Origin of the sequence: Nocardioides terrigena, assembly GCF_003047265.1 — a bacterium.
Lineage (GTDB): Bacteria > Actinomycetota > Actinomycetes > Propionibacteriales > Nocardioidaceae > Nocardioides > Nocardioides terrigena.
Window position 1 is genome coordinate 319323 of the sequence record NZ_PZYY01000007.1, and the last position, 26286, is coordinate 345608.

Genomic DNA, 26286 nt, shown 5'->3' on the forward strand with positions numbered 1-26286 from the left:
CGATAAACGGGTGGCAGGACGAGGAACGTCCGGATACCGTCGACCCATCATGTGGATCCCGGCCTGACCCGACTCGCGCCCGCGGCTGCAGCCCCTCACAGGGCGCCCGGCGAGTCACCGCACCCCGCGAAGGCCCGCCCATGTCACTCCAGCCCCTCGTCGTCCGCGACCTCTCCGTCTCGTACGCCGCCCGCCCCGTCCTCACCGGCATCGACCTGCTCGCGCAGCCCGGTCGCCGGATCGGCCTGGTGGGCGAGAACGGCGTCGGCAAGACCACGCTGCTGCGCGCGATCGCCGGGCGCCTGCCCGCGTCCGCCACGGTCGCCGGCTCGGTCGAGCGCCCCGACGACCTCGTGGTCCTCGGCCAGGAGCCGCCGTTCCCGGACGCCGCCACCATCGCCGACGTGCTGGTCCGGACCCTGGCCCCGCTGCGCCGGGCGGTCGCCGACGTCGAGCGGCTGGCGGGCGCCCTCGGTGAAACCGCGACCGACCGGGACGCCTCCGCCGCGGCGTACGACCGGGTCCTCGAGTGGGCGCTGGCTCACGACGCGTGGGACGCGGACCGGCGCGCCGAGGTGGCGGCCGCCCGGCTCGGCCTGGCCGACCTCGATCCGGGACGGAGGGTGGGGACGCTGTCGGGCGGCCAGCGCACCCGGCTGGCCCTGGCCACGATCATGACGACCCGGCCGACCTGCCTGCTCCTCGACGAGCCGACCAACCACCTCGACGACACCGCACTGGAGGTGCTGACCGGCTTCCTCGTGGACCTGCCCGGGGTGGTGCTGTTCACCAGCCACGACCGCGTCTTCCTCGACGACGTCGCGACCGACCTCGTCGACCTCGACCCGAGCGCGTTCGGCACCGACGGCGAGGGGGGCCGCCGCTTCGGTGGCGGCTGGACGGCCTACGAGGAGCACCGCCTCGACGCCCGCCGGCGCTGGGAGGAGGCGTACGCCGCGCAGCAGGAGGAGCTCGACGCGCTGCGGGCCGCGACCCGGATCGGCACGGGCGCGATCGCCCACGGCCGGGGACCGACCGACAACGACAAGTTCGTCCACGCCTTCAAGGGCTCCCGGGTCGACCGCACCCTGGCCCGGCGCAAGAAGGACGCCGGTCGCCGGCTCGAGGTGGCCGAGCGCGACCAGGTGCGCAAGCCACCCGCGCCGCTGCGCTTCGGGGGCAGGCTCACCGGGACGGGCCCCACCGGACGGCTCGTGCTCGTGCGAGACCTCGTCGTCGACGGGCGGCTGGACCTGGACCGCCTCGACGTGCACGCCGGTGAGCACCTGCTCGTGAGCGGCGGCAACGGGACCGGCAAGTCGACCCTGCTGGGCGTCCTCGCCGGTCGGGTGGCGCCCGACCGGGGCACCGCCCAGGTGGCCGCACGCTCGGTGGCGGAGCTGGCCCAGGACGTCGTGTTCGCGGAGCCCGGTCGCAGCGCGCGGGCGACGTACGACGCGCTGGCCGGCGGCGACGCGCCACCGCTGCGCGAGCTCGGCCTGCTCCACCCGCGGGACCACGCCCGCCCGGTGGGGGCGCTGTCGGTGGGTCAGCGCCGCCGGCTCGGCCTGGCGGTCGCCGTGGCGAGCGGGCCCGACCTGCTGCTCCTCGACGAGCCGACCAACCACGTGTCCCTGGCGCTGGCCGGCGAGCTGGAGGAGGCGATCGGCACCAGTGCCGGCACCGTCGTGGTGGCCAGCCACGACCGCTGGCTGCGGCGGCGGTGGCAGGGGAGCGGTGTGGTGCTCGGCTGAGCCTGCCCGGACCGTGGTGCGTGGTCTCGGACACGGGTCCGTCGCTGGTAGGGTCACCGACGCAGAAACATCCTTTAACGATCCGTCCTGTGAGGCGGAGAAGGAGGTCGGCGTTGCCTGTACGCGCGCCCGCACTGCTCGTCCTCGAGGACGGGCGCACCTTCCGAGGCGATGCCTTCGGAGCCGAAGGTGAGACCTTCGGTGAGGCGGTGTTCTCCACCGGCATGACCGGTTACCAGGAGACCCTCACCGATCCCAGCTACCACCGCCAGGTCGTCGTGATGACGGCCCCGCACGTCGGCAACACCGGCATGAACGACGAGGACCCCGAGTCCTCGCGGATCTGGGTCGCCGGCTACGTCGTCCGCGACCCCGCCCGGGTCCCGAGCAGCTGGCGCTCGCAGCGCACGCTCGACGACTCGCTGCGCGACCAGGGCGTCGTCGGCATCTCCGGCGTCGACACCCGCGCGCTCACCCGCCACCTGCGGGAGCGTGGGGCGATGCGGGTCGGGATCTCCACGACGGAGACCGACCCCGCGGCCCTGCTCCAGCGGGTGCGCGACTCGGCCGAGATGCGGGGGTCCAACCTGAGCGAGGCCGTCTCCACGCAGGAGGCCTACGTCGTCCCGGCCGTCGGCGAGCGGCGGTTCACCGTCGCGGCGATCGACCTCGGGATCAAGGCCAACACCCCGCGGATGATGAGCGAGCGCGGCATCGCGGTCCACGTGCTGCCCGCCACCGCCTCGATCGACGAGGTCGTGGCCACCGGTGCCGACGGGCTGTTCTTCTCCAACGGCCCCGGCGACCCGGCGGCCACGACGGCCCAGGTCGACCTGCTGCGGGCCGCGCTCGACCGTGGCCTGCCCTACTTCGGCATCTGCTTCGGCAACCAGCTCTTCGGCCGGGCGCTCGGCTTCGGCACCTACAAGCTGACCTACGGGCACCGCGGCATCAACCAGCCGGTGATGGACCGCACCACCGGCAAGGTCGAGGTCACCGCGCACAACCACGGCTTCGCGGTGGACGCCCCCCTCGAGGGCAGCACCTCCACGCCGTACGGCGAGGCGACGGTGAGCCACGTCTGCCTCAACGACGACGTGGTCGAGGGCCTCGAGCTGCGCTCGCCCGCGGGCGAGCTGCTCAGCTTCTCGGTGCAGTACCACCCGGAGGCGGCGGCCGGCCCGCACGACGCGGCGTACCTCTTCGACCGCTTCACCGACCTCATGGGGTCTCGCTCGACCAACGACGGGAAGGGAGCCTGAGATGCCGAAGCGCGAGGACATCACGAGCGTCATGGTCATCGGCTCCGGGCCGATCATCATCGGACAGGCGTGCGAGTTCGACTACTCCGGCACCCAGGCGTGCCGGGTGCTCAAGGAGGAGGGCCTGCGGGTCATCCTGGTCAACTCCAACCCGGCCACGATCATGACCGACCCCGAGTTCGCCGACGCGACCTACATCGAGCCGATCACGCCCGAGTACGTCGAGAAGGTCATCGCCCAGGAGCGCCCCGACGCGCTGCTCGCCACCCTCGGCGGCCAGACCGCGCTCAACTGCGCGATGTCGCTGGCCGAGCAGGGCGTGCTGGAGAAGTACGGGGTCGAGCTGATCGGCGCCAGCATCGAGGCCATCGACCGCGGCGAGAACCGCGAGGTCTTCAAGAAGATCGTCGCCGAGCTCGGCGGCGAGAGCGCGCGCTCGGTGATCTGCCACTCGATGGACGACCTGCTCGGCGCGGCCGAGGAGCTCGGCTACCCGATGGTGGTGCGCCCGTCGTTCACCATGGGCGGCACCGGCTCCGGCATGGCTTACGACGAGCAGGACCTGCGCCGCATCGGCGGCGCCGGCCTCGCGGCCAGCCCGACCACCGAGGTGCTCCTCGAGGAGTCGATCCTCGGGTGGAAGGAGTACGAGCTCGAGGTCATGCGCGACACGGCCGACAACGTGGTGATCATCTGCTCCATCGAGAACCTCGACCCGATGGGCGTGCACACCGGCGACTCCATCACCGTCGCCCCGGCGATGACGCTCACCGACCGCGAGTACCAGAAGATGCGCGACCTGGCGATCGACATCATCCGCTCCGTCGGCGTCGACACCGGCGGCTGCAACATCCAGTACGCCGTCAACCCCGAGGACGGTCGCCTGATCGTCATCGAGATGAACCCCCGCGTCTCCCGCTCGAGCGCCCTGGCCTCCAAGGCCACGGGCTTCCCGATCGCCAAGATCGCCGCCAAGGTCGCCATCGGCTACACGCTCGACGAGATCCGCAACGACATCACCCGTGAGACCCCGGCCAGCTTCGAGCCGACGCTCGACTACGTCGTCGTCAAGGTGCCCCGGTTCGCGTTCGAGAAGTTCCCGGGCGCCGACACCACGCTGACCACCCACATGAAGAGCGTCGGCGAGGCGATGGCCATCGGCCGCAACTTCACCGAGGCCCTCCAGAAGGCCCTGCGGTCCCTGGAGAGCAAGGGCGCGGTCTTCGACTTCGCCGAGCCGACCGGCGACGTCGTCGAGCTCCTCGAGACGTCGCGTCGACCCACCGACGGCCGGCTGCGCACCGTCATGGACGCCATCCGGGCCGGCGCCACGCCGGAGCAGGTCTTCGAGCACACCGCGATCGACCCGTGGTTCGTCGACCAGCTGTTCCTCATCAAGGAGGTCGCCGACGAGGTCGCGGCGGCCCCCAAGCTCGACCTCGAGACGCTGCGCCTCGCCAAGCGGCACGGCTTCTCCGACGCCCAGGTCGCCGGCATCCGAGGGATGCGCGAGGACGTCGTGCGCGGCGTCCGCCAGGCCCTCGGGCTGCGTCCCGTCTACAAGACGGTCGACACGTGTGCGGCCGAGTTCGCCGCCACGACGCCCTACCACTACTCGTCGTACGACGAGGAGACCGAGGTGGCGCCCCGCGAGCGGGAGGCGGTCATCATCCTCGGCAGCGGGCCCAACCGCATCGGCCAGGGCATCGAGTTCGACTACTCGTGCGTGCACGCCTCGCTCGCACTGAGCGAGGCCGGCTACGACACGATCATGGTCAACTGCAACCCCGAGACCGTGTCGACCGACTACGACACCTCCGACCGGCTCTACTTCGAGCCGCTCACACTGGAGGACGTGCTCGAGATCGTCCACGCGGAGGAGCAGGCCGGTCCGATCGCCGGGGTCATCTGCCAGCTCGGCGGACAGACGCCGCTCGGGCTCGCGCAGGGACTCGCCGACGCCGGGGTCAAGATCGTGGGCACCGCGCCCGAGGCGATCCACCTCGCGGAGGAGCGCGGCGCCTTCGGCAAGGTGCTCTCCGACGCCGGGCTGCCCGCCCCCAAGCACGGCATGGCGGTCACCTTCGAGGACGCCAAGCGGATCGCCGACGACATCGGCTACCCGGTGCTGGTGCGCCCGTCGTACGTCCTGGGCGGACGCGGCATGGAGATCGTGTACGACGACGGCCGGTTGCGCGCCTACATCAATGCGGCCACCGAGATCAGCCGCGAGCACCCGGTGCTGGTCGATCGCTTCATCGACGATGCCGTCGAGATCGACGTCGACGCGCTCTTCGACGGCCACGAGCTGTTCCTCGGCGGCGTGATGGAGCACATCGAGGAGGCCGGCATCCACAGCGGCGACTCCTCGTGCGCGCTGCCGCCGATCACGCTGGGGGAGACCGAGATCGACCGGATCCGGGTCGCCACCGAGGCGATCGCGCGCGGTGTGGGCGTCCTGGGGCTCATCAACATCCAGTTCGCCCTGAGCTCCGACGTGCTCTACGTCCTCGAGGCCAACCCCCGCGCCAGCCGCACGGTCCCGTTCGTCTCCAAGGCGACCGCGACCCCGCTGGCCAAGGCCGCCGCCCGCGTCATGCTGGGCGAGACCATCGCCGAGCTGCGCGCGGTCGGCCTGCTGCCCGAGGCAGACGGCGGGCACCTGCCCTCCGACGCCCCGATCGCGGTCAAGGAGGCGGTGATGCCGTTCAACCGGTTCAAGACGATCGACGGCCGCAACGTCGACACCGTCCTCGGGCCGGAGATGAAGTCCACCGGCGAGGTGATGGGCTTCGACGCCGACTTCGGCACGGCCTTCGCCAAGGCCCAGGCCGCGGCGTACGGCTCGCTGCCCACGACCGGACGGATCTTCGTGTCGGTCGCCAACCGCGACAAGCGCAACATGATCTTCCCGATCAAGGTGCTGGCCGACCGGGGCTTCGAGATCCTGGCGACCAAGGGCACCGCCGAGGTGCTGCGCCGCAACGGCGTGAGCGTCACCGTGGTGCGCAAGCACCACGAGGGCGAGGGGCCGGAGGGCCAGAAGACGACCGTCCAGCTCATCCGCGACGGTGACATCGACCTGGTCATCAACACGCCGTACTCCACGGGCGGCTCGGCCCGCCTCGACGGCTACGAGATCCGGACGGCCGCTGTGCTCGCCGACATCCCGTGCATCACCACCGTGCAGGGCCTCGGCGCCGCGGTGCAGGGGATCGAGGCGATGACCGCCGGCGAGATCGGCGTCCGCAGCCTGCAGGACTGGCAGCGGGGGAGGACCGCTCGCTGATGGGTCGTCCCTACCGCCTGCTCTTCGACCACGTGCTGACCCGGGCCGATCCCGAGCGCGCCCACCACGCGGCGTTCCGGGCGATCCGGGCCGCGGCGCCCGTGGCCCGGCGGGTGCCGGACGTGGCGGGTCGACCGGTCGAGGCGATGGGTCTGCGCTTCCCGCACGCCTTCGGCGTCGCGGCGGGTTTCGACAAGAACGGCGTCGGCATCGACGCCCTCGGGGCGCTCGGCTTCGGTCACGTCGAGATCGGCACGGTGACCGGCGAGGCGCAGCCCGGCAACCCGCGACCGCGGCTCTTCCGGCTGCCGCTCGACCGTGCCGTGGTCAACCGGATGGGCTTCAACAACGAGGGTGCCGAGGCGGTCGCGACCCGGCTGGCCCGCCGGAGGCGGCCCGAGGGGGCGCCTGTCCTGGGGATCAACATCGGCAAGACCAAGGTCGTGCCGGCCGAGCACGCGATCGCCGACTACGAGAAGTCCACCGGCCTGCTCGCGCCGCACGCCGACTACCTCGTCGTCAACGTCAGCTCGCCCAACACTCCCGGCCTGCGGGACCTCCAGGCCGTCGAGGTCCTCGAGCCGCTGCTGACCGCCGTACGCCGTCGCGCCGACCAGGTCCGTCCCGACGACCGGGTGCCGCTGCTGGTCAAGATCGCTCCCGACCTCAGCGACGAGGACGTGCTGGCCGTGGCCGACCTCGCCGTCGCCATCGGCCTGGACGGCCTGATCGCCACCAACACCACCATCACCCGCGAGGGCCTGCGCACCGACCCCGCCACCGTCGCGGGGATCGGTGCCGGCGGCCTCAGCGGTGCCCCGCTGCGCGAGCGGGCGACCGCGGTGCTCCGGGCGGTGCGCGAGCGGGTCGGCCCCGACCTGACGCTCGTCGGCGTCGGCGGGATCAGCACCGCGGCCGACGCACGCGAGCGCCTCGACGCCGGTGCGGACCTGGTCCAGGGCTACACCGCCTTCGTCTACGAGGGCGCACTGTGGCCGCGCACGCTCGTCGCGGGGCTCCCGTCGGCATGACCTCCGAGCCCACCGGCGTCCCGGCCGTGCGCGGCCCGGTCCACGTCGTCGGCGAGGTGCTGGCGACCAAGCGTGCCGGTGCCTACCGCCACCTGACCATCGCGGCACCCGGCCTGCCGGAGCGCTTCCGGGCCGGCAACTTCGTGGCCGTGAGCGTCGGCGACGGTCGCCTGGCCCGGCGTCCGCTGTGGATCCACCGCGTCAAGGAGACCGGCGCCTACGGCCCGACGCTCGACGTGGTCGTCGAGCCGCGCGGCCCCGGCAGCACCTGGCTGGCCGATCTCCCGGTCGGTGCCCGCCTCCCGGTCACCGGACCGCTGGGGCGTCCGTTCGCGCTGCCCCGCGAGCCGGTGTCCTGCGTGCTGGTCGGCGAGGGGTACGCCGCGGCGCCGCTCTTCCCGCTCGCCGCCCGGCTGCGCGAGCGCGGCTGCCCCGTCACGCTGGTCCTCGCCGCGGACGACGAGGGCCACCTGCTCTCCGCGCTGGAGGCCCGGCGCAGCGCCCGCTCGGTCAGCGTCATCACCCGCGACGGCTCGGTGGGCGCGCGCGGCGACGTGCCGTCGCAGGTCGAGGCCGTCCTCGAGCGCGCCGACGCCGACGTGGTCTACGCCGCCGGGCCGACGGCCACCCTGGCCGCGGTGGCCGCCGCCGCCGAGCGTCGGGGCGCGTGGAGCCAGGTCGCACTCGAGACCCCGATGGCCTGCGGTACCGGCCTGTGCCAGGGCTGCCCGGTCCCGGTGGTCGCCGAGGACGGCGTCACCCGGCGGGTGCGCGCCTGCGTCGACGGACCGGTCGTCCGCGGGGACCGGGTCCACTGGGGTGAGCTCGGATGAGGTGGGGCACCGTCATGGTCGCGAGCGGGTGCGGGGGCACCGGCCGCGAGCTCGCGCCGTACGCCGACCTCGACGGCCTCGACCTCGTCACCCGCTCGATCACGCTCGACCCGCGTGCCGGCGGCCCGACGCCCCGGATCGCGGAGACGCCCAGCGGCCTCGTCCACGCCGTCGGCCACCAGAACCCCGGCCTCGAGCACTTCCTCGCGACCGAGCTGCCCTGGCTCGTGCGGGCCGGCGTGCGTGTCCACGTGTCCGTCGTCGGCGCCACCATCGGTGAGTACGCCGAGCTCGCGCGCCGCCTCAGCCGGGCCCCCGGCGTGGCGGGCCTCGAGGTCAACCTCGGTGCGCCCGACCAGGCGGGGGAGGGCCTCTTCGAGGTCCGCGAGCCCTACCACGCGGCCAGCGTGGTCGCCGCGGTCCGACGCGAGTTCCCCGCCGACCGGCCGGTCCTGGCCAAGCTGCGTCCCGACCTGTCCCGCGCGGTCGAGGGGGCCCGGGCCGTCCACGACGCGGGCGCGAGCGGCGTCGTCCTCGGGGACGCCGTCCCGGCGGCCATGCCCGACGGGCGCCCCGGCGGGCTGACCGGCCCGGCCATCACCCCGGTGGCGCTGCGCTGCGTGCACGAGGTCACCTCAGCGCTGCCGGACGTCGAGGTGGTGGGTGGCGGTGGTGTCGACGGTCCCCGGACCGCGCGGGCCTTCCTCGCCGCCGGAGCCGTCGGCGTCCAGGTCGGCACCGCACTGCTCCACGACCCCACGACCGTGGCGCGGATCCGCGCCGCCCTGGCCGACGATCACGCCGACGACACGGCCGGCGACCATGCCGGCGATACGGCCGACGACCGAGAGGACCAACGATGAGCGACCACTTCGGGGCCCGGCTGCACGCGGCCATGCAGGAGCGTGGCCGCTTCTGCGTGGGCATCGACCCCCACGCGTCCCTGCTGCGCGACTGGGGGCTGTCCGACGACGTCGCCGGGCTGGAGACCTTCGCCCGCACCGTGGTGGATGCGGTCGCCCCCGAGGTCAGCGTGGTCAAGCCGCAGAGCGCGTTCTTCGAGCGCTTCGGCAGCCGTGGCGTGGCGGTCCTCGAGCGGGTCATCGCCGACTCCCGCGCGGCGGGGGCGCTCGTGCTGCTCGACGTCAAGCGCGGCGACATCGGCTCGACCAGCCAGGCCTACGCCGACGCCTACCTCGACCCCGCCTCCCCGCTGGCCTCCGACGCCATCACGGCCAGCCCCTACCTCGGGTTCGGCTCCCTCGACCCGATGGTCGAGACGGCCCGCCGCCACGGGGCGGGGGTCTTCGTGCTCGCGCTGACCTCCAACAAGGAGGGCCCCGAGGTGCAGCACGCGTCGACCGGTGGCGGGACCGTCGCCGGCACCGTGCTCGGCCACCTCCGCGCGCTCAACGCCGGGCTGGAGCCGCTCGGCGACCTCGGCGCCGTCATCGGGGCCACCATCGGCGACAGCGGCGAGGACCTCGACTTCAACGGTCCGGTCCTGGCCCCGGGCTTCGGCGCCCAGGGCGGGACCGTCGACGACCTCCGCCGGATCTTCGGTCCCGTCGCCCGCCACGTGCTCCCCAGCTCGTCGCGCGAGGTGCTCTCCGCGGGACCCGACCGCGCCGCCCTGCGCGACGCGGCCCGCCGGGGCAACGACGCCGTCTCCGCCCTCGGCGACGCGTGAGGGGCGGGGTCCTGCCGGTCGCGGCGCTCGTCCTGGGGCTCACCGCCGGCTGCAGCAGTGAGCAGGAGACCTACTGCCAGGCCGTGGAGGACCACCGGGCCGAGCTGAGCGACATCGCCGCCAGTGAGCAGCCCGGCGCGGTCCTCGGTGCGCTCGACGCCTACCGCGACCTGCGCGAGGAGGCACCGGGCGACCTCCGCGACGAGTGGTCGCAGGTCGTCACCCGGCTCGAGGCGCTCCAGCAGGCCCTCGACGACGCGGGCGTCGACCCCGCGTCGTACGACCCCGCGACGACCCCGGACGGGCTCCCGGAGGAGGACCGCCGGGCGATCGAGGCGGCCGCCCGCGACCTCGGGCAGGCCGAGACGGTCGAGGCGATGGGTGGCATCGAGCAGCAGGCCCTCGACGTGTGCAAGGCCCCGCTGAGCCAGTAGCCACCACCGCGGTGTGTCGCCGGTCTCGCGGCACGCGCGGCGTCGTACCCCGCATTGCAGGGCGTCCGTCGTTCTGACTAGATTGACCGCGTTGCCCCAGCCGACCGCCAGCCCGACTGCCAGAAGGACCCGTTTCGTGGCCTTGCCCCCTCTCACGCCCGAGCAGCGCCAGGCGGCCCTCGACAAGGCTGCCGCCTCCCGACGGGAGCGCGCCGAGGTCAAGAACCGGCTCAAGAACTCGGGCGCCTCGATCATGGACGTCGTCCACGAGGGCCGGGACAACGAGGTCATCGGCAAGATGCGCGTCGTGGAGCTGCTGCAGTCCATGCCGGGACTCGGCAAGGTGCGTGCCCGGCAGGTCATGGAGCGCCTCGGCATCGCCGAGAGCCGCCGGGTCCGGGGCCTCGGGATCAAGCAGGTCGCCGCGCTCCAGCGTGAGTTCGGCCCCCGCGAGGAGTCTTGAGCGAGCCGCGCAGGTCTCGCCTGATCGTGCTGGCCGGCCCGACGGCCGTCGGCAAGGGCACGGTCGCCGCCGAGGTGCGTCGCCACCACCCCGAGGTCTGGCTGTCCGTCTCCGCCACCACGCGCGACCCGCGTCCCGGCGAGGAGAACGGCGTCCACTACTGGTTCGTGTCCGACGACGACTTCGACGCGATGATCGAGCGCGGAGACCTCCTCGAGTGGGCGACCGTGCACGGCACCCACCGCTACGGCACCCCGCGCGGCCCCGTGGAGCTCGCGCTGGCCTCCGGCCACCCGGCGATGCTCGAGATCGACCTCCAGGGTGCGCGCCAGGTCCGGCGGACCATGCCCGAGGCGCTGTTCGTCTTCCTGGCACCGCCCTCGTGGGAGGAGCTGGAGCGCCGGCTCGTCGGTCGCGGCACCGAGACCGAGGCGCAGCGGGAGCGCCGGCTGGCCACGGCGAAGGTCGAGCTGGCCGCCGAGTCGGAGTTCGACGTCACCGTCGTCAACCACGAAGTTCACGCTGCGGCGGACGAGTTGGTAACCTTGATGACGTTCGACCCTCAGTCGGACCCTGCCCAGGGTCCAGCCACCACCGACTGACCTCCGCACCAACTGACTTCTGTGAGGCTTCCAGCTGTGTCTGCCCCCAACATCGCCGCCGAGGGCGTGACCAACCCCTCGATCGACGACCTGCTCACCAAGACCGACAGCAAGTACAAGCTGGTTCTCTACAGCGCCAAGCGCGCCCGCCAGATCAACGCCTACTACTCCCAGCTCGGCGAGGGCCTGCTGGAGTACGTCGGCCCGCTCGTCGACACCGTCGTCCAGGAGAAGCCCCTCTCGATCGCGCTCCGCGAGATCAACGAGGACCTGCTCACGTGCGAGGACGTCGACCCGGCCGAGCTCGCCGCCGAGGAGGCCGCTGCCGCGGCCGCGCGCGCCGAGGCGTCCAGCTTCACGGAGTGACGTGACCTCCCAGGACACCTCCGTCCACGACGTGGCCGTTTCCCGCACCGGGGAGCGGCCACGTGTCGTCCTCGGGGTCAGCGGCGGCATCGCGGCGTACAAGGCCTGCGAGCTGCTCCGCCGCTTCACCGAGTCCGGGCACGACGTCACCGTGGTGCCCACGGCCGCCGCCCTGGAGTTCGTCGGCGCCCCCACGTGGGCGGCGCTGTCGGGCAAGCCGGTCTCCACCGAGGTGTGGGACGACGTCCACGAGGTGCAGCACGTGCGGATCGGGCAGGCGGCCGACCTGGTCGTCGTGGCCCCGGCGACCGCCGACCTGGTCGCGAAGGCCGCCCACGGGCTGGCCGACGACCTGCTGACCAACACCCTGCTCACCGCGCGGTGTCCCGTCGTCCTCGCGCCGGCCATGCACACCGAGATGTGGGAGCACCCGGCCACCGCGGCCAACGTCGCGACCCTGCGCAGCCGCGGCGTCGTCGTGATCGAGCCCGCCGAGGGACGCCTGACGGGCAAGGACACCGGCAAGGGCCGGTTGCCCGAGCCGGCCGAGATCTTCGACCTGGCCGTCGAGGTCCTGGCCCGCGGCACCGCCGTCCCCGACCTGGCCGGTCGCCGGGTGGTCGTGAGCGCCGGCGGCACCCGGGAGTACCTCGACCCGGTCCGCTTCCTCGGCAACCGGTCGTCGGGCCTCCAGGGCTATGCCCTGGCGCGCGCGGCCGCCGCCCGCGGCGCCGAGGTCACCCTCGTCAGCGCCAACGTCTCCCTCCCCGACCCTGCCGGCGTCAAGGTCGTCCGGGTCGAGACGACCGCCCAGCTGCGCGACGAGGTCGTGCTGGCCGCCGGCTCCGCCGACGCGGTGGTGATGGCCGCGGCCCCCGCCGACTTCCGGCCCACGGCGGTCAGCGAGGCCAAGATCAAGAAGGCCGACGACGGCTCCGCCCCGGCGATCGAGCTCGAGCAGAACCCCGACATCCTCAAGGAGATCTCGCACGAGCGCCAGCGCCCCGGCGCTGTCATCGTCGGGTTCGCCGCCGAGACCGGCGACGACACGGGCGACGTCCTCGACCTCGCCCGGGCCAAGCTGGCCCGCAAGGGGTGCGACCTGCTCGTGGTCAACGACGTCAGCGGGGGAGCGGTGTTCGGCAGCCCCGACAACGAGGCGGTCATCCTCGGCGCCGACGGTGCCACCGTCGACGTGCCCCACGGCACCAAGAGCGCCCTCGCCCACGTCGTGTGGGACGAGGTCGTGGCGCGATTCGCCCGCTGAGACGGGCATCTTGCATAGTGAGCCACCGTTATCGTGGCTAGCACAAGCACCTCGACAGGAGCACCGACTGTGGCTGGACGCCTCTTCACCTCCGAGTCCGTGACCGAGGGTCACCCGGACAAGATCGCCGACCGGATCAGCGACTCGGTCCTGGACTACCTCATGGCGCACGACTCCGACCCCGAGAACCTCCGGGTCGCGGTCGAGACGCTGCTGACCACCGGCCTCGTCGTCGTCGCCGGGGAGGTGCGCACGGACGCCTACGCCCCGGTCGCCGACCTGGTCCGCAAGGCGATCCTCGACATCGGCTACGACTCGTCCGACAAGGGCTTCGACGGCACCACCTGCGGGGTCCAGGTCGCCATCGGCGCCCAGTCGATCGACATCGCGGCCGGCGTCGACAGCGGCCACGAGTCCCGCGTGGGGTCCTCCGAGGACGACCTCGACAAGCGCGGCGCCGGCGACCAGGGCCTGATGTTCGGCTATGCCTGCGACGACACCCCCGAGCTGATGCCGCTCCCGATCATGATCGCCCAGCGCCTGGCGCAGCGGCTGACCGAGGTCCGCAAGGACGGCACGCTCGACTACCTGCGTCCCGACGGCAAGACCCAGGTCACCATCGAGTACGACGAGCAGGACCGGCCCGTCCGCATCGACACCGTCGTGCTGTCCACCCAGCACTCCGAGGACGTCGACCACGCCACCCTCGAGGCCGACATCAAGGAGCACGTCATCGACGTGGTCCTCGGCAGCTTCGACATCCCGTCCGAGGGCTACCGCCTGCTGGTCAACCCGACCGGCAAGTTCGTCGTCGGCGGACCCATGGGCGACGCCGGCCTCACCGGTCGCAAGATCATCGTCGACACCTACGGCGGCATGGCCCGCCACGGTGGCGGTGCGTTCTCCGGCAAGGACCCCTCCAAGGTCGACCGCTCCGCGGCGTACGCCATGCGCTGGGTCGCCAAGAACGTCGTGGCCGCGGGCCTGGCCCGCCGCTGCGAGGCGCAGGTCGCCTACGCGATCGGCAAGGCCGCCCCGGTGGGCGTCTTCATCCAGACCTTCGGCACCGGCGTGGTGTCGGACGAGGCGATCCAGAAGGCCGTGCTCGAGGTCTTCGACCTGCGTCCCGCCGCGATCATCCGCGACCTGGACCTGCTGCGCCCGATCTACGCCCAGACGTCGGCCTACGGCCACTTCGGCCGCGAGCTCCCCGACTTCACCTGGGAGCAGACCGACCGCGCCGACAAGCTCAAGGCCGCCGCCGGCGCCTGATCCATCGCTGCGGCAGAGTCCCCGCTCAGCCGGGGACCCTGTCACCGTGTGACCGTTGCAACAGTCACACGGTGACGGACTCGCGGACACAGTCCGCACCGGTCGGTGCGCTGTCGGTCCGCATTGATTGAATGCCGACCATGACCAACCACGAGGCCGGGCCAGCAGAGATGCTGCCCGGCCTCCGTGCATCCGTGGCCGACGGCAAGGCCCGGGCCGCCGCGACCCGGGCGCGCAAGGCCGCCGAGTTCGAGCCCGCCGGGGTGGACCCGGTCGCCCGGGTCCTCGTCGACGTCCCGCTGGCCCACCTCGACCGGACGTTCGACTACGCCGTGCCGACGGCGTACGCCGACACCGCGGTGCCGGGCGCGCGGGTCAAGGTCCGGTTCGCCGGGCAGGACGTCAACGGCTACGTCGTCGAGCGCGCCGCCACCAGCGACCACACCGGCCGCCTCCAGCCGCTGCGCCGCGTCGTCAGCCCCGAGCCCGTGCTCAGCCCGGTGGTGGCCGACCTCACCGCCGCCGTCGCCGCGCGCTACGCCGGCGCCCGGGCCGACGTCCTGCGCCTCGCCGTGCCGCCCCGGCACGCCAGGGTGGAGGCAGAGCCGTGGGAGAGGCCGCCGACAGCGGTCCCCGACGTCCCGGGAGGGGCCTGGCAGCACGTCACGCACGGGGAGACGTTCCTCGCGCACCTGACCGACGGCTCCGCACCGCGCGGCGTCTGGTCGGCCGCTCCCGGTGACGACTGGCCGACCATGGTCGGCGCGGCGGTCGCGGCGACCGTCGCCGGCGGCCGGGGGGCCATCGTCTGCGTGCCCGACCAGCGTGACGTCGACCGGGTGGGTCCCGCCCTCGACGTCGCCCTCGGTCCCGACCAGCACACGGTCCTGACGGCCGACCTCGGTCCGGCCGCGCGCTACCGCGCGTTCCTGTCCGTCTCCCGGGGGGCCAGGAGGGTGGTCGTCGGCACCCGTGCGGCGGCGTTCGCACCGGTCCACGACCTGGGGCTCGTCGTCATCTGGGACGACGGCGACGACCTGCACGCCGAGCCCCGCGCCCCCTACCCGCACGTCCGCGAGGTCCTCGGCCTCCGCGCGGAGGCCGAGGGCACCGCGATGCTGCTGGGCGGCTTCGCCCGCTCGACGGAGGCCGCGATGCTGCTGCGGTCCGGCTGGGCCCGTGAGCTCGCGCCTCCCCGCGACGTGGTGCGCGAGCGGGCCCGCACCGAGGTGGCGGCCGCGGAGGACCGGGCCGTGGGCGCCCGCCTGCCGCGCCCGGCCTTCGAGGCGATCCGCTCCGGTCTCGCCCACGGTCCCGTCCTGGTGCAGACGCCACGCGCGGGCTACGCCCCGGCCCTGGCCTGCGAGCGGTGTCGCACCCCCGCCCGGTGCGGCCACTGCGCCGGCCCGCTCGTGCTGGCGGGTCCCACGGCGCCGCCGACCTGTCGCTGGTGCGGCACGGCCGACGGGCGCTGGGCGTGCCGCGAGTGCGGCCACCGGGGCCTGCGGGCACCGGTCCGGGGCGAGGCGCGCACGGCCGAGGAGCTCGGTCGCACGTTCCCCGGCACGACCGTCCGCAGCTCCAGCGGCGATCGCGTCCTGGCGCGGGTGGGGGAGCAGCCCGACATCGTCGTCGCGACCATCGGCGCCGAGCCGGTCGCCGAGACCGGCTACGCCGCCGTGGTGCTGCTCGACACGTGGCTGACCCTGGCCCGCGACGACATGCGCGTCCAGGAGGAGGCCGTACGCCGCTGGCTCGGCGCCGCCGGCCTGGTGCGACCCGGCGGCCACGTCGTCGCCGTCGGCGATCCCGCGCACCCGGCGCTGCAGGCCCTCGTGCGGTGGGACCCGGCCGGGTTCGCCGACCGGGAGCTGGTCGAGCGGGGCGAGGCCCACCTGCCGCCGACGGCCCGGATCGCCACCATCACCGGGGAGCCCGGGGCCCTCGACGACGCGGTGACGCTGCTCGACCTCCCCGAGCCGGCCGAGGTGCTCGGACCGGTGCCGGTGAGCGCCGAGGAGCAGCGCGTGGTCGTCCGGGTGCCCCTCGCCCACGGGGCCAGGCTGTCGGCGGCCCTCGGCGAGCTGCAGCGTGTCCGGTCGGCGCGCAAGCTCGACGCCGTACGCATCCGGGTGGACCCGCCGAGCATCTGAGCGCTCCCTAGACTGGGCCGCGCATCCGAGACCGAGGAGTCACAGCACCCCATGGCAGTCCAGCCGATCCGCCTCTTCGGCGACCCGATCCTGCGCCGACGCGCGATCGAGGTCGACGACTTCGACAAGGAGGTCCGCCAGCTCGTCACGGACCTCACCGACACCATGCTGGCCGCCCCGGGCGCCGGCCTCGCCGCGCCGCAGATCGGCGTCGGGCTGCGGGTCTTCACCTGGAACGTCGAGGACGAGGTCGGCCACCTCATCAACCCCCGCCTCGAGCTGAGCGACGAGACCCAGGACGGTGCCGAGGGGTGCCTGTCCCTGCCCGAGCTCACCTACGACTGCCTGCGGGCGCTGTCGGTGATCGCCACGGGCTTCGACATGCACGGCGAGCCGGTGCGGATCGAGGCGTCCGACTACCTCGCCCGGGCGATGCAGCACGAGACCGACCACCTCGACGGGATCCTCTTCATCGACAAGCTCGACACCGCCTCCCGCAAGGCGGCGATGAAGGAGATCCGCGAGTCCGAGTGGTTCGGCCTCGAGCGGCCGACCGTCCGGGTCAGCCCGCACGCCACCCGCGGGCTCGGCCTCTGATGCGCGTCGTCTTCGCCGGCACCCCGGAGGTCGCCGTGCCCGCCCTCGACGCCCTGCACGCCTCCGCCCACGACGTCGTCGGCGTGGTCACGCGTCCCGATGCGCCGTCCGGTCGTGGGCGCAAGCTGGTCGCCAGCCCGGTCGCCCTGCGGGCCGAGGAGCTCGGCCTGCCGGTCCTGCGGCCCGAGCACCCGCGCGACCCCGACTTCCAGGCCGCGCTGCGCGCCCTGGAGCCGGATGCCTGCCCCGTCGTCGCCTACGGCGCCCTGCTGCCGCAGTCGGCGCTCGACATCCCCGAGCACGGCTGGATCAACCTGCACTTCTCGATCCTGCCGGCCTGGCGCGGCGCCGCCCCCGTCCAGCACTCCATCTGGGCCGGTGACGAGCTGACCGGTGCCACGACGTTCCGGATCGTCAAGGAGCTCGACGCCGGTCCGACGTACGGCGTGATGACCGAGCGCATCCGCGCCACCGACACCGCCGGCGACCTGCTCGCCCGGCTCGCCGAGGGCGGCGCGACCCTGCTCGTCCGCACCCTCGACGGCATCGAGGACGGGTCCCTCGAGGCCCGTGAGCAGCCCGCCGACGGCATCAGCCTGGCGCCCAAGATCCTCGTCGACGACGCCCGCATCGAGTGGACCGACCCCGCCATCGGCGTCGACCGCCAGGTCCGCGCGTGCACGCCCGGACCCGGCGCCTGGACGACCTGGGAGGGCGAGCGCTTCAAGGTGGGTCGCGTCAGCGTCGCGACCGGTCGTGACCGGCTGGCGCCCGGTGTCCTCGAGGTCACCAAGAACGCCGTCTACGTCGGCACCGCCACGGACCCGGTCGAGCTCGGCGACGTCAAGGCATTCGGCAAGAAGCAGATGCGCGCCGCCGACTGGGCGCGGGGCGTCAGCGTGCCCGAGGGCGCCCGCCTCGGCTGACCACCCCCAGGGGGGTGCTCTGCGTCACGTTTCAACGACATTGGCATTAGCCTGCGCGGAGCCAACGTCTCGGAGGTCCCCTGTGGCTGTCATGGAAATGCTCGATCGGCGCCACACGGTGGCCACCCAGTCCTACAACCGGTGGCTCATCCCGCCGGCCGCGCTGGCGGTGCACCTGTGCATCGGCCAGGCCTACGCCACCAGCGTCTACAAGAACTCGCTCATCGAGCACTTCGACGCCTCGCAGACCGCGATCGGCTTCGTCTTCTCGATCGCCATCGTGATGCTCGGCCTGAGCGCGGCCCTCTTCGGCACGTGGGTCGAGAAGGTGGGGCCGCGCAAGGCGATGTTCACCGCGGCGTGCTGCTGGGCGTCGGGCTTCCTGGTGGGCTCGGTCGGGATCGCCACCGAGCAGTTGTGGATCCTCTACCTCGGCTACGGCGTCATCGGGGGCGTGGGTCTCGGCATCGGCTACATCTCGCCGGTCTCGACGCTCATCAAGTGGTTCCCGGACCGCCCGGGCCTGGCCACCGGTATGGCGATCATGGGCTTCGGCGGCGGAGCGATGGTCGCAGCGCCCCTGTCGCGCCAGCTGCTCTCCTACTACGACCCGGCGTACGACCCGAGCGACGCCGGCTCGCTGGCCGACGGGCACGCGCTGACGCTGCTCTTCGTGACCCTCGGCATCGTCTACTTCGCGATCATGATGCTCGGCGTCGCCAACATCCGCGTGCCGGCGCCCGGCTGGCGCCCCGACGGCTTCGACCCGTCCCAGGTGAAGAAGAAGGCACTGGTCACCGAGAACGACGTGTCGGCCGCCAACGCCATCCGCACCCCGCAGTTCTGGCTGCTCTGGACGGTGCTGTTCTGCAACGTCACGGCGGGCATTGGCATCCTCGAGCAGGCCAGCCCGATGATCCAGGACTTCTTCCGCGAGGAGGGCACCTCCAGCGTCACCGTCGCCGCCGCCGGCGGCTTCGTGGGCCTGCTGTCGTTGTTCAACATGGCCGGCCGGTTCGTGTGGTCGAGCACGTCAGACTACATCGGCCGCAAGCCGATCTACATGGTCTACCTCGGCGGCGGCATCATCCTGTACGTCGCACTGGCCCTGGTCGGTTCGACGTCCACCGCGATCTTCGTGCTGGTCGCCGCGATCATCATCTCGTTCTACGGTGGCGGCTTCGCGACCATCCCGGCGTACCTCCGTGACCTCTTCGGGGTCTTCCAGGTCGGCGCCATCCACGGCCGGCTGTTGACCGCCTGGTCCGCCGCGGGCGTGGCCGGGCCCCTCATCATCAACAGCTTTCTCGACTCCGCCGGCGGGGCCGGCTCCCTCGACGCAGGCTCCTACCGTCCCGCGCTCTTCACGATGGTCGCGATCCTCGGGGTCGGCTTCGTCGCCAACCTGCTGGTCCGGCCGGTCGCGGCGAAGTTCCACGAGGACATGTCGGCCCACAAGTCCGAGGCCCAGGCGGAGCGCGAGGCCGTCGTGTCCGAGGAGGACCCGACCGGCTCGGCCGGCAACAGCACGGCCCGCCTGGTGCTGTCGTGGGCCGTGGTGAGCATCCTGCTCGCGTACGGTGTGTTCCAGACGATCACGACCGCGCTCAAGCTCTTCTCCTGAGCCTGCGACCGCGCTGGAGTTGCGGCGGCACCGCCGTCGTGACGTACGGTCTTCGGCCATGACCTCCCCCCTGGTTGCCCGTTCCCGTTCCCGGCGCGGTCGCGTCGCCTCGCTCGCCGCGGTCGTCCTCGCCTCCGTGCTGTCGCCGGTGCTCACCTCGACGAGCGCGTCGGCGGACCACGGCGGCGCCGAGCCCGGCCCCGTCCACGCCGGTACGACGTACGGCTGGTGGCACAAGGGGATCGTCTGGCGCGAGGAGTTCGAGGCGCCGTACTCCGGACCGACGGGGCCGCAGTGGCAGGCCTCCGGCCAGGGCGAGGTCGTGCACCAGAACGGCATGCTCACCCTCAACACGACCACCCAGGGCAGCCTGAGTGCCAAGCTCGGCTTCGAGGGTGCCGTGGTGGGTCGCTGGGAGACCCGGCTTCGCAGCCGGCAGTACGGCCGCGGTGGCGCGCGCTTCAAGGTGATGACCGAGCTCGTGCCCGCCGGCGACCGCGACCAGCGCTGCGGGGCGCAGAACATCGCGCTCGAGAGCTACCGCATCGGGACCAGCAAGGCCAACCTCTACGCCCGCACCCTGCCCGACGTCGCCTGGAAGGGCGCCAAGGCCGGGATGGACCTCGGTCGCGACAGGTGGCACACCTACGGCGTCGAGGTCACCCGCGACCGCATCTCGTGGTTCGTCGACGCCCACGTCGTCCACACCGAGCGGCGCCCGGAGATCTGGTCGGACGTGCCGCTGGTCCCTCGGTTCACGATGGAGGCCAAGGGTCAGAAGACCATGAACGTCAGCCGGATGCAGATGGACTGGATCCGGCACTGGAGCCTCGAGGCCCCCAACGACCTCCCGGTCGACGCCCCGCCGACCCGCAGGGGCACCTACGGGAGGGCGTGCTGAGGCCCACCGGCGGCGTCGCGACTACGCTGGCTCGGGTGAGCAGGAAGGCCCGTCCGGAGGACGTCGACGAGATCTGTGCCGGCCTGCCCGAGACCGAGCTGGGCACCTCGTGGGGAGACGTCCCCACGTGGAAGGTCCCGACCGGCGACAAGGGCCGGGGGTTCGTGCTCTACCGGCGCCCGCACCACAGCGCCGTCGACCCGGAGTCGGGCGAGATGTACGACGACCTCGTCGTCATCGTCACCCCCACCGAGGCCGACAAGGTGGCGCTCGTCGAGGACGACACCACACCCTTCTTCACCATCGACCACTTCCGCAGCACCAACGCCGTGCTCGTGCAGCAGTCGCGGCTGGGGGAGATCACGCGAGACGAGCTGGTCGAGGTCATCACCGACGCGTGGGCGCACCGCGCCCCCCGGCGACTGGTCCGCGAGCACCTCGATGGCTGAGCGCCGCCCGCGGGGCGGCCGTATCGACCCGGCGCGGCTGGCCGCCCTCGACGTGCTCAAGGCCGTGCGGGTCGACGACGCCTACGCCAACCTCGCGCTGCCCCACGCCCTCGCCGAGCACGGGCTGACCGGGCGGGACGCGGCCTTCGCGACCGAGCTGGTCTCCGGCACCATCCGGCGCCAGGGCACCTACGACGCGATCATCGACGCCTGCCTCACCAAGCCCCGGCTGGAGGCCAAGGTCCGCGACGTCCTGCGCCTCGGCGTCCACCAGCTGCTGTCGATGCGGGTGCCGGACCACGCGGCGATCAGCTCGTCGGTCGAGCTCGCCCGGGCGCGCGTCGGCGTCGGTCCCGTCGGACTGGTCAACGCGGTGCTGCGCAAGGTCGCCGCCCACGACCTCGACGGCTGGATCCGCCGGGTGGCCCCGGACCCGGGGACCGATCCGTTCGGCTACGCGTCCATCGCCCACTCGCACCCCCGCTGGGTGGTGGAGGAGCTGGCCGACGCGCTTGCCTCCGCGGTCCAGCTCGAGGACCTCCTCGCCGCCGACAACGCGCCGCCCCGCGTCATGCTCGTCGCCCGGCCGGGGCTCTCGACCGTCGCGGAGCTCGTCGCTGCCGGCGGCACGGCCAGCACGCTCTCGCCGTACGCCGTGGAGCTGGCCGGTGGCGACCCCGCCGCGATCCCCGCGGTGGCCGAGGGACGTGCCGGCGTGCAGGACGAGGGCTCGCAGCTGGTGGCCCTCGCGCTGGCCGAGGCGGAGATCGACGGCCGGGACGAGCGGTGGCTCGACGTCTGTGCCGGACCCGGCGGCAAGTCCGCGCTGCTCGCGGCCCTGGCGGCCGAGCGGGGTGCCCGGCTGGTCGCCAACGAGCGCCAGCACCACCGTTCCAAGCTCGTCGCCCGGAGCCTCCGGGCCGCCCGGGGCGGGGTGCTCGGCGTGGTCACCGGCGACGGCACCCGGCCGCCCTGGCGCGACGGGTCCTTCGACCGGGTGCTGGTCGACGCCCCCTGCTCCGGCCTCGGGGCCCTGCGCCGCCGTCCGGAGTCGCGCTGGCGCCGCACGGAGAAGGACCTGGAGGCCCTCGTCCCGCTCCAGCGCGCGCTTCTGGACCGGGCGCTGGACGCCGTCCGTCCGGGGGGCGTGGTCGTCTACGCCACCTGTTCGCCCGTCCTGGCGGAGACCTCGGAGGTGGTCGACTCGGTGGTCGGCTCCCGGGACGACACGCGCGTCGGCCAGACGCGCCAGCTCTGGCCGCACCGCGACGGCACCGACGCGATGTTCATCGCGACGTTGCACCGCCGCTGAGCGAGCCCCCCACCGGGCTGGGCATGCACCCCCAAAAGGGGGGACTCGGCATGGTCGTCTGTTCCCTCATCACCACCGGTCGTGGATGATGGTGCGCGTCGGCCACGTGGTCGGCGGGGGACGGGAAAGAGCGAGCAGTGCGACGGAGAGCAGGAGCGGTGGCCGTGGCCACCCTCGCGAGCCTGGTGATCGGGTTCGCCCCTGCTGCGAGCGCCGACGGCGTCAACGTCCGCAGCGGCCCCGGCAGCGCCGCGGACGGGATGTTCCTCACCTACCTCGGCTGCGACGGGTTCTTCGCCCCCTCGTCCGCCCCGCGGACCCGCGTCAACCTGGGTCCGGGCACCGCGCCGATGGGCCGCCGGAGCTTCGGTCTCGTCCCGTCCGGCGCCGGGACGGCGTCCGGTCCCTACGTCCCCTTCCTCTCGCTCGCCGGAGCCGGTGCCTCGGTGTCGGTCACGGCGGCCACGGGCACCACCGGCGCGTCCTACATCTGGACCTCCGCGGCGGACGCGCCGGCCGGCCACGCCTGGCTGGGTCGGGCCACGACGACGGTGCCCGCCGGTGGCTGGCACACGGTCGACACCGCCGCCCTGCGCTACGACTGGAAGCTCGTCGACCTGGTGACCGGGTCCACCACCGCGGGAGCCCCCGCGACACCGGCCGAGTTCGTGGCCGCGCACGGCGACGGCACCGGCTACGTCGTCACCGGCTTCGGCTGCGACGGCGCAGCCTTCAACATCGACGCGGTGCGGGGCGTGGGCCAGACGTGGGACTTCGAGGGCATCACCCTCGGCACGGCGATCACCGCCTCGGCACCCCAGGTGCCGGCCGGCCAGGACGTCGTCATCAGCGGCCACGTCACCGACGGCTTCGGTCGCGTGACCGGCGACCCCGTCCTGCTCCAGGCGCGTACGCCCGGCGTGGGGGAGTGGCGCACGGTCTCCGAGCTCACCATGGTCGGGCCCGACGGCTGGTCGCGGGCGTCTGCGACTGTCGCCGAGGACACCGAGTTCCGCTGGTTCCGTCCCGAGGGCGAGTACGCCGACGAGGGGGCCAGCGCGGCCGTGCTCGTCCGGGCGACCGCGGCGCCGGCACCGCAGCCGTCCCCGGAGCAGCCCCAGCAGCCAGAGCCGTCCCCGGAGCAGCCGCAGACCACGCCTGCCGGGTAGGGCCGGCGGAGTCTCCGCCCGCGACCTCACTCGTTCCGGAGGATGCCGACGGCAGCCGGCGCTCCTAGCCTCGTCGACATGAAGCCGAACACTCGCGCAGCCGCCGTCGTGCTCACCCTGGGCCTCCTGGCCGGGACATCGGCCTGCTCGGAGGAGGAGCCCGCGGTCTGCGACGACGTCGCGGCCCTGCGCGCGGACCTCGACGACCTCGAGGCCGTCGAGCTCCAGCCCGGGGCCCTGGCCGAGTTCTCCGCCGTCCTCGACGAAGCCCGTGCGGACGTGGACCGGCTCGTCGACGCGGCCGCGGACGAGTACGCGGACGAGATCGATGCCGTGCAGTCCGCGACACAGGCCCTCACGGCCAGCGTCGAGACGGCCGTGCAGGCGCCCTCCGGGGCTGCCGTGACGCAGGTCTCCGCCGACTTCGGTGCCTTCACGACCGCGGTGGACGACCTCCTGGGCTCGGTCGGCAACGACTGCTGACCGCCGCCGTCACGAGGCAGTGTCGGTGGGTGACGCGTCGCCCGAGCGGCCGGCACGGGCGCGGCCGTAGCGGAGCGCGAGCGGGGCCGCGGTCAGCCCGTGGGCGACCACGCTGAGCAGCACGGTGACCCCGATCAGGGCGACCGCCCGGTCCACCTCGGGTCCGAGCTCCTCGAGGGCGAGCAGGGCGAACACCAGGGACGCGAGGCCGCGAGGACCGAACCAGCCGATGAACAGGACCGTCCCGCGGTCGAGCCCGGCCCCGAGAGCGGCCAGGGCGACCGGGACCATCCGGACCAGGGTGAGGCTGAGGACGGCGTACAGCACCATCGTCGGCGTGACCAGGTCGAGCACGATCGGGCCGGCGACCGCCCCGAAGGCGAGCCACACCAGGAGCCCCACCAGACCTGCCGACTGCTCCACGAACACCAGCTCGGCGGGCCCACGAGGCCCGGCGGAGGTGCCGAACGCGAGCCCCGCGCAGAAGGCGGCCACGAAGCCGTTCGCCCCCACGGCGAGTGCGGCCAGGTAGGCGATGAGCGCCAGCGCCAGAACCGCGATCCCGGCGAAGTCCTCCGCAGCCCAGTCCCGCCGACGGGCCCAGCGGAGCGCCCGGCCGCCGACGAGACCGCACAGCGCACCCACCACCGCACCGACCGCCAGCGAGACCACCGCGTCGCCCAGTCCCGACGAGCCGGACAGCTCCTCCTCGGCCGCCAGGGCCGCGATCGCGAGCATCACCACCGGGGTGACGATGCCGTCGTTGAGCCCGCTCTCCACGGTGATGAGCCGCCGGACCCGGGCGGGGACGACGGGGTTGGTCACGACCGGGATCCCGAGGGCGGCATCGGTGGGCGCGAGTGCGGCGGCGACAAGGAGCGCGACCCAGACCCCCGCTGCCGGGAACAGCCACCACGCCAGCCCCCAGCCCACCAGCACGGTCAGCGGCAGGCCCACGCCCAGCAGCCGGACGTAGGGGGCCAGGTCGCGACGGATCGTCTGCACGGGGATGCGGGCGGCGTCGGAGAACAGCACCCACACCAGCGTGACCTCGACCAGCAGCGTCAGGCCCTCCGGGCCCTCGGGCGCATCGAGGAGCTCCATGCCCCCCACGACCGCGCCGACGGCGACGAAGAGGATCGGGGCGGTCAGGTCGGCGCGCTGGAGTCGCGCCGACAGGACGCCCCACAGGAAGATCGACCCGGCGATGACCAACGCGGCTGTCACGTCCATGGTTCACCACCTCCGGCCCTCGGCGGCAACGGTCTGCGGCCAGTCTCGTCCCCGGGACGTCGCGGTGCCTCACCCTGCCCGGGTGAGGCCGTGGGCGGGCGCGACGCACGCCAGTAGGTTGGGCCGCATGGCCCCGACCGGCAAGAGCCCTGCCAGCAAGAGCCCCAGCGTCGAGATCGACGTGGACGACCGGGTGGTGCGGGTGAGCAACCCCGACCGGGTCTACTTCCCTCCCACGGCGTCCGCGCCGTCGGGGGCGACCAAGCTGGACCTCGTCGAGTACTACCTCGCCGTGGGGCCCGGCATCGTCAACGCGCTCTACGAGCGCCCGTGCATGCTGCACCGCTTCCCCAAGGGTCTGGCCGGCGACAAGGTGCACCAGAAGCGCCTGCCCGCCGGTGCCCCGCCCTGGGTCGAGACCGTGCGCCTGCACTTCCCACGCTGGAACCGCACCGCCGACGAGCTGTGCGTCACCGAGCTCGCGAGCGTGATCTGGGCGGTCCAGATGTCGACGGTGGAGTTCCACCCGTGGAACAGCCGTCGCGCCGACACCGAGAAGCCCGACGAGTGGCGCATCGACCTCGACCCCGGTCCGGAGTGCGACTGGGCGACCGTCCAGCGGGTCGCCGGGATCGCCCACGAGGTGCTCGACGAGCTCGGCGCGGTCGGGTTCCCCAAGACCAGCGGAGGGTCCGGGATGCACGTCTATGTGCGGATCCCGCCCGACCACGGCTTCGCAGACGTACGCCGCGGTGCCCTGGCGTTCGCCCGCGAGGTCGAGCGCCGCGCGTCCGGGGACGTCACGACCGCGTGGTGGCGCAAGGACCGCGAGCCCGACCAGCTGTTCGTCGACTACAACCAGAACGCGCGTGACCACACCATCGCCGCGGCGTACTCCGTGCGCGGGGTGCCGACCGCGCGGGTCTCGGCCCCGGTGCGCTGGGACGAGGTCGACGCCTGCGAGCCGGACGACTTCACGATCTTCACGATGCCGGAGCGGTTCGCGCAGATCGGTGACCTGCACGCCGACATCGACGACCACGCCTTCGACATCGCCCCCCTGCTGGAGTGGGCCGCGCGCGACGAGGCGCAGGGCGCCGAGCCGCCGGTCGACCCCGAGGACGGCTGACCCACAGCCCGCGCACAGGTCGGGCTCATGGTCCTCTCACCCGGGCC

Annotated in this window: 24 protein-coding genes; 23 read left to right on the forward strand and 1 reads right to left on the reverse strand. The window is 73.3% G+C overall.

Going from position 1 to position 26286, the window contains the following annotated elements:
- The first annotated feature begins 140 nt into the window (after positions 1-140).
- From DAE25_RS17220 to DAE25_RS17325, 22 genes are all read left to right on the forward strand, one after another.
- Positions 141-1754 carry an ABC-F family ATP-binding cassette domain-containing protein gene (locus DAE25_RS17220; RefSeq protein ID WP_107767363.1) on the forward strand — a complete coding sequence of 538 codons (1614 nt, stop codon included), beginning with the start codon at positions 141-143 and terminating at the stop codon, positions 1752-1754.
- 113 nt (positions 1755-1867) lie between these two features.
- Positions 1868-3016, forward strand: a complete 1149-nt coding sequence (gene carA, locus DAE25_RS17225) for a glutamine-hydrolyzing carbamoyl-phosphate synthase small subunit (protein WP_107767364.1) — start codon at positions 1868-1870, stop codon at positions 3014-3016.
- Between the two features lies 1 nt (position 3017).
- On the forward strand, positions 3018-6305 hold the full coding sequence (gene carB / locus DAE25_RS17230; protein ID WP_107767365.1) for a carbamoyl-phosphate synthase large subunit: 3288 nt from the start codon (positions 3018-3020) through the stop codon (positions 6303-6305).
- Positions 6305-7336 carry a quinone-dependent dihydroorotate dehydrogenase gene (locus DAE25_RS17235; protein WP_107767366.1) on the forward strand — a complete coding sequence of 344 codons (1032 nt, stop codon included), beginning with the start codon at positions 6305-6307 and terminating at the stop codon, positions 7334-7336. The genes carB and DAE25_RS17235 overlap by 1 nt, the downstream gene beginning before the upstream one ends.
- Complete coding sequence (locus tag DAE25_RS17240) at positions 7333-8169, forward strand: iron-sulfur cluster-binding protein (protein WP_159083813.1); 837 nt, start codon at positions 7333-7335, stop codon at positions 8167-8169. The genes DAE25_RS17235 and DAE25_RS17240 overlap by 4 nt, the downstream gene beginning before the upstream one ends.
- Positions 8166-9032: a tRNA-dihydrouridine synthase gene (locus DAE25_RS17245; RefSeq protein ID WP_107767368.1), complete on the forward strand. Its 867-nt coding sequence runs from the start codon at positions 8166-8168 to the stop codon at positions 9030-9032. The genes DAE25_RS17240 and DAE25_RS17245 overlap by 4 nt, the downstream gene beginning before the upstream one ends.
- Positions 9029-9859, forward strand: a complete 831-nt coding sequence (gene pyrF, locus DAE25_RS17250; RefSeq protein WP_107767369.1) for an orotidine-5'-phosphate decarboxylase — start codon at positions 9029-9031, stop codon at positions 9857-9859. The genes DAE25_RS17245 and pyrF overlap by 4 nt, the downstream gene beginning before the upstream one ends.
- Positions 9856-10293, forward strand: a complete 438-nt coding sequence (locus DAE25_RS17255; protein WP_107767370.1) for a hypothetical protein — start codon at positions 9856-9858, stop codon at positions 10291-10293. The genes pyrF and DAE25_RS17255 overlap by 4 nt, the downstream gene beginning before the upstream one ends.
- Positions 10294-10429: 136 nt before the next feature.
- Positions 10430-10756, forward strand: a complete 327-nt coding sequence (mihF, locus tag DAE25_RS17260; RefSeq protein ID WP_107767371.1) for an integration host factor, actinobacterial type — start codon at positions 10430-10432, stop codon at positions 10754-10756.
- The gene (gene gmk / locus DAE25_RS17265) at positions 10753-11358 is read left to right on the forward strand and encodes a guanylate kinase (RefSeq protein WP_056886156.1); all 606 of its coding nucleotides are present in this window, start codon (positions 10753-10755) and stop codon (positions 11356-11358) included. The genes mihF and gmk overlap by 4 nt, the downstream gene beginning before the upstream one ends.
- A gap of 36 nt (positions 11359-11394) precedes the next feature.
- Positions 11395-11724, forward strand: a complete 330-nt coding sequence (gene rpoZ / locus DAE25_RS17270; RefSeq protein WP_056886157.1) for a DNA-directed RNA polymerase subunit omega — start codon at positions 11395-11397, stop codon at positions 11722-11724.
- A 1-nt stretch (position 11725) separates the two neighbouring features.
- Entirely contained in the window at positions 11726-12991 is a 1266-nt protein-coding gene (gene coaBC / locus DAE25_RS17275; RefSeq protein WP_107767372.1) for a bifunctional phosphopantothenoylcysteine decarboxylase/phosphopantothenate--cysteine ligase CoaBC, read from the forward strand.
- 69 nt (positions 12992-13060) lie between these two features.
- Positions 13061-14263, forward strand: coding sequence for a methionine adenosyltransferase (gene metK / locus DAE25_RS17280; RefSeq protein WP_107767373.1), 1203 nt, complete (start codon positions 13061-13063; stop codon positions 14261-14263).
- A gap of 140 nt (positions 14264-14403) precedes the next feature.
- Positions 14404-16416, forward strand: a complete 2013-nt coding sequence (locus tag DAE25_RS17285) for a primosomal protein N' (protein WP_159083814.1) — start codon at positions 14404-14406, stop codon at positions 16414-16416.
- A gap of 51 nt (positions 16417-16467) precedes the next feature.
- On the forward strand, positions 16468-17013 hold the full coding sequence (gene def, locus DAE25_RS17290) for a peptide deformylase (RefSeq protein WP_107767374.1): 546 nt from the start codon (positions 16468-16470) through the stop codon (positions 17011-17013).
- Positions 17013-17939, forward strand: a complete 927-nt coding sequence (gene fmt / locus DAE25_RS17295) for a methionyl-tRNA formyltransferase (RefSeq protein WP_107767375.1) — start codon at positions 17013-17015, stop codon at positions 17937-17939. Before def ends, fmt begins: the two co-directional genes overlap by 1 nt.
- 91 nt (positions 17940-18030) lie before the next feature.
- Positions 18031-19563: an OFA family MFS transporter gene (locus tag DAE25_RS17300; protein ID WP_107767376.1), complete on the forward strand. Its 1533-nt coding sequence runs from the start codon at positions 18031-18033 to the stop codon at positions 19561-19563.
- Between the two features lie 58 nt (positions 19564-19621).
- A complete protein-coding gene (locus tag DAE25_RS17305) occupies positions 19622-20464 on the forward strand; it encodes a LamG domain-containing protein (protein WP_107767377.1) in 843 nt (280 codons plus the stop codon).
- A 35-nt stretch (positions 20465-20499) separates the two neighbouring features.
- A complete protein-coding gene (locus DAE25_RS17310) occupies positions 20500-20913 on the forward strand; it encodes an MmcQ/YjbR family DNA-binding protein (RefSeq protein ID WP_107767378.1) in 414 nt (137 codons plus the stop codon).
- Positions 20906-22225 carry a transcription antitermination factor NusB gene (locus tag DAE25_RS17315; RefSeq protein WP_107767379.1) on the forward strand — a complete coding sequence of 440 codons (1320 nt, stop codon included), beginning with the start codon at positions 20906-20908 and terminating at the stop codon, positions 22223-22225. The genes DAE25_RS17310 and DAE25_RS17315 overlap by 8 nt, the downstream gene beginning before the upstream one ends.
- Positions 22226-22389: 164 nt before the next feature.
- Positions 22390-23394, forward strand: a complete 1005-nt coding sequence (locus DAE25_RS17320; RefSeq protein ID WP_159083815.1) for a hypothetical protein — start codon at positions 22390-22392, stop codon at positions 23392-23394.
- A 78-nt stretch (positions 23395-23472) separates the two neighbouring features.
- Positions 23473-23877 carry a hypothetical protein gene (locus DAE25_RS17325; protein ID WP_107767381.1) on the forward strand — a complete coding sequence of 135 codons (405 nt, stop codon included), beginning with the start codon at positions 23473-23475 and terminating at the stop codon, positions 23875-23877.
- Between the two features lie 9 nt (positions 23878-23886).
- On the opposite strand, the gene DAE25_RS17330 is transcribed toward DAE25_RS17325, so the two are convergent.
- Positions 23887-25110: a cation:proton antiporter domain-containing protein gene (locus DAE25_RS17330; RefSeq protein WP_107767382.1), complete on the reverse strand. Its 1224-nt coding sequence runs from the start codon at positions 25108-25110 to the stop codon at positions 23887-23889.
- Between the two features lie 127 nt (positions 25111-25237).
- On the opposite strand from DAE25_RS17330, the gene ligD reads away from it, so the two are divergent.
- Positions 25238-26239 carry a non-homologous end-joining DNA ligase gene (gene ligD / locus DAE25_RS17335; RefSeq protein WP_107767383.1) on the forward strand — a complete coding sequence of 334 codons (1002 nt, stop codon included), beginning with the start codon at positions 25238-25240 and terminating at the stop codon, positions 26237-26239.
- The last annotated feature ends 47 nt before the right edge of the window (positions 26240-26286 follow it).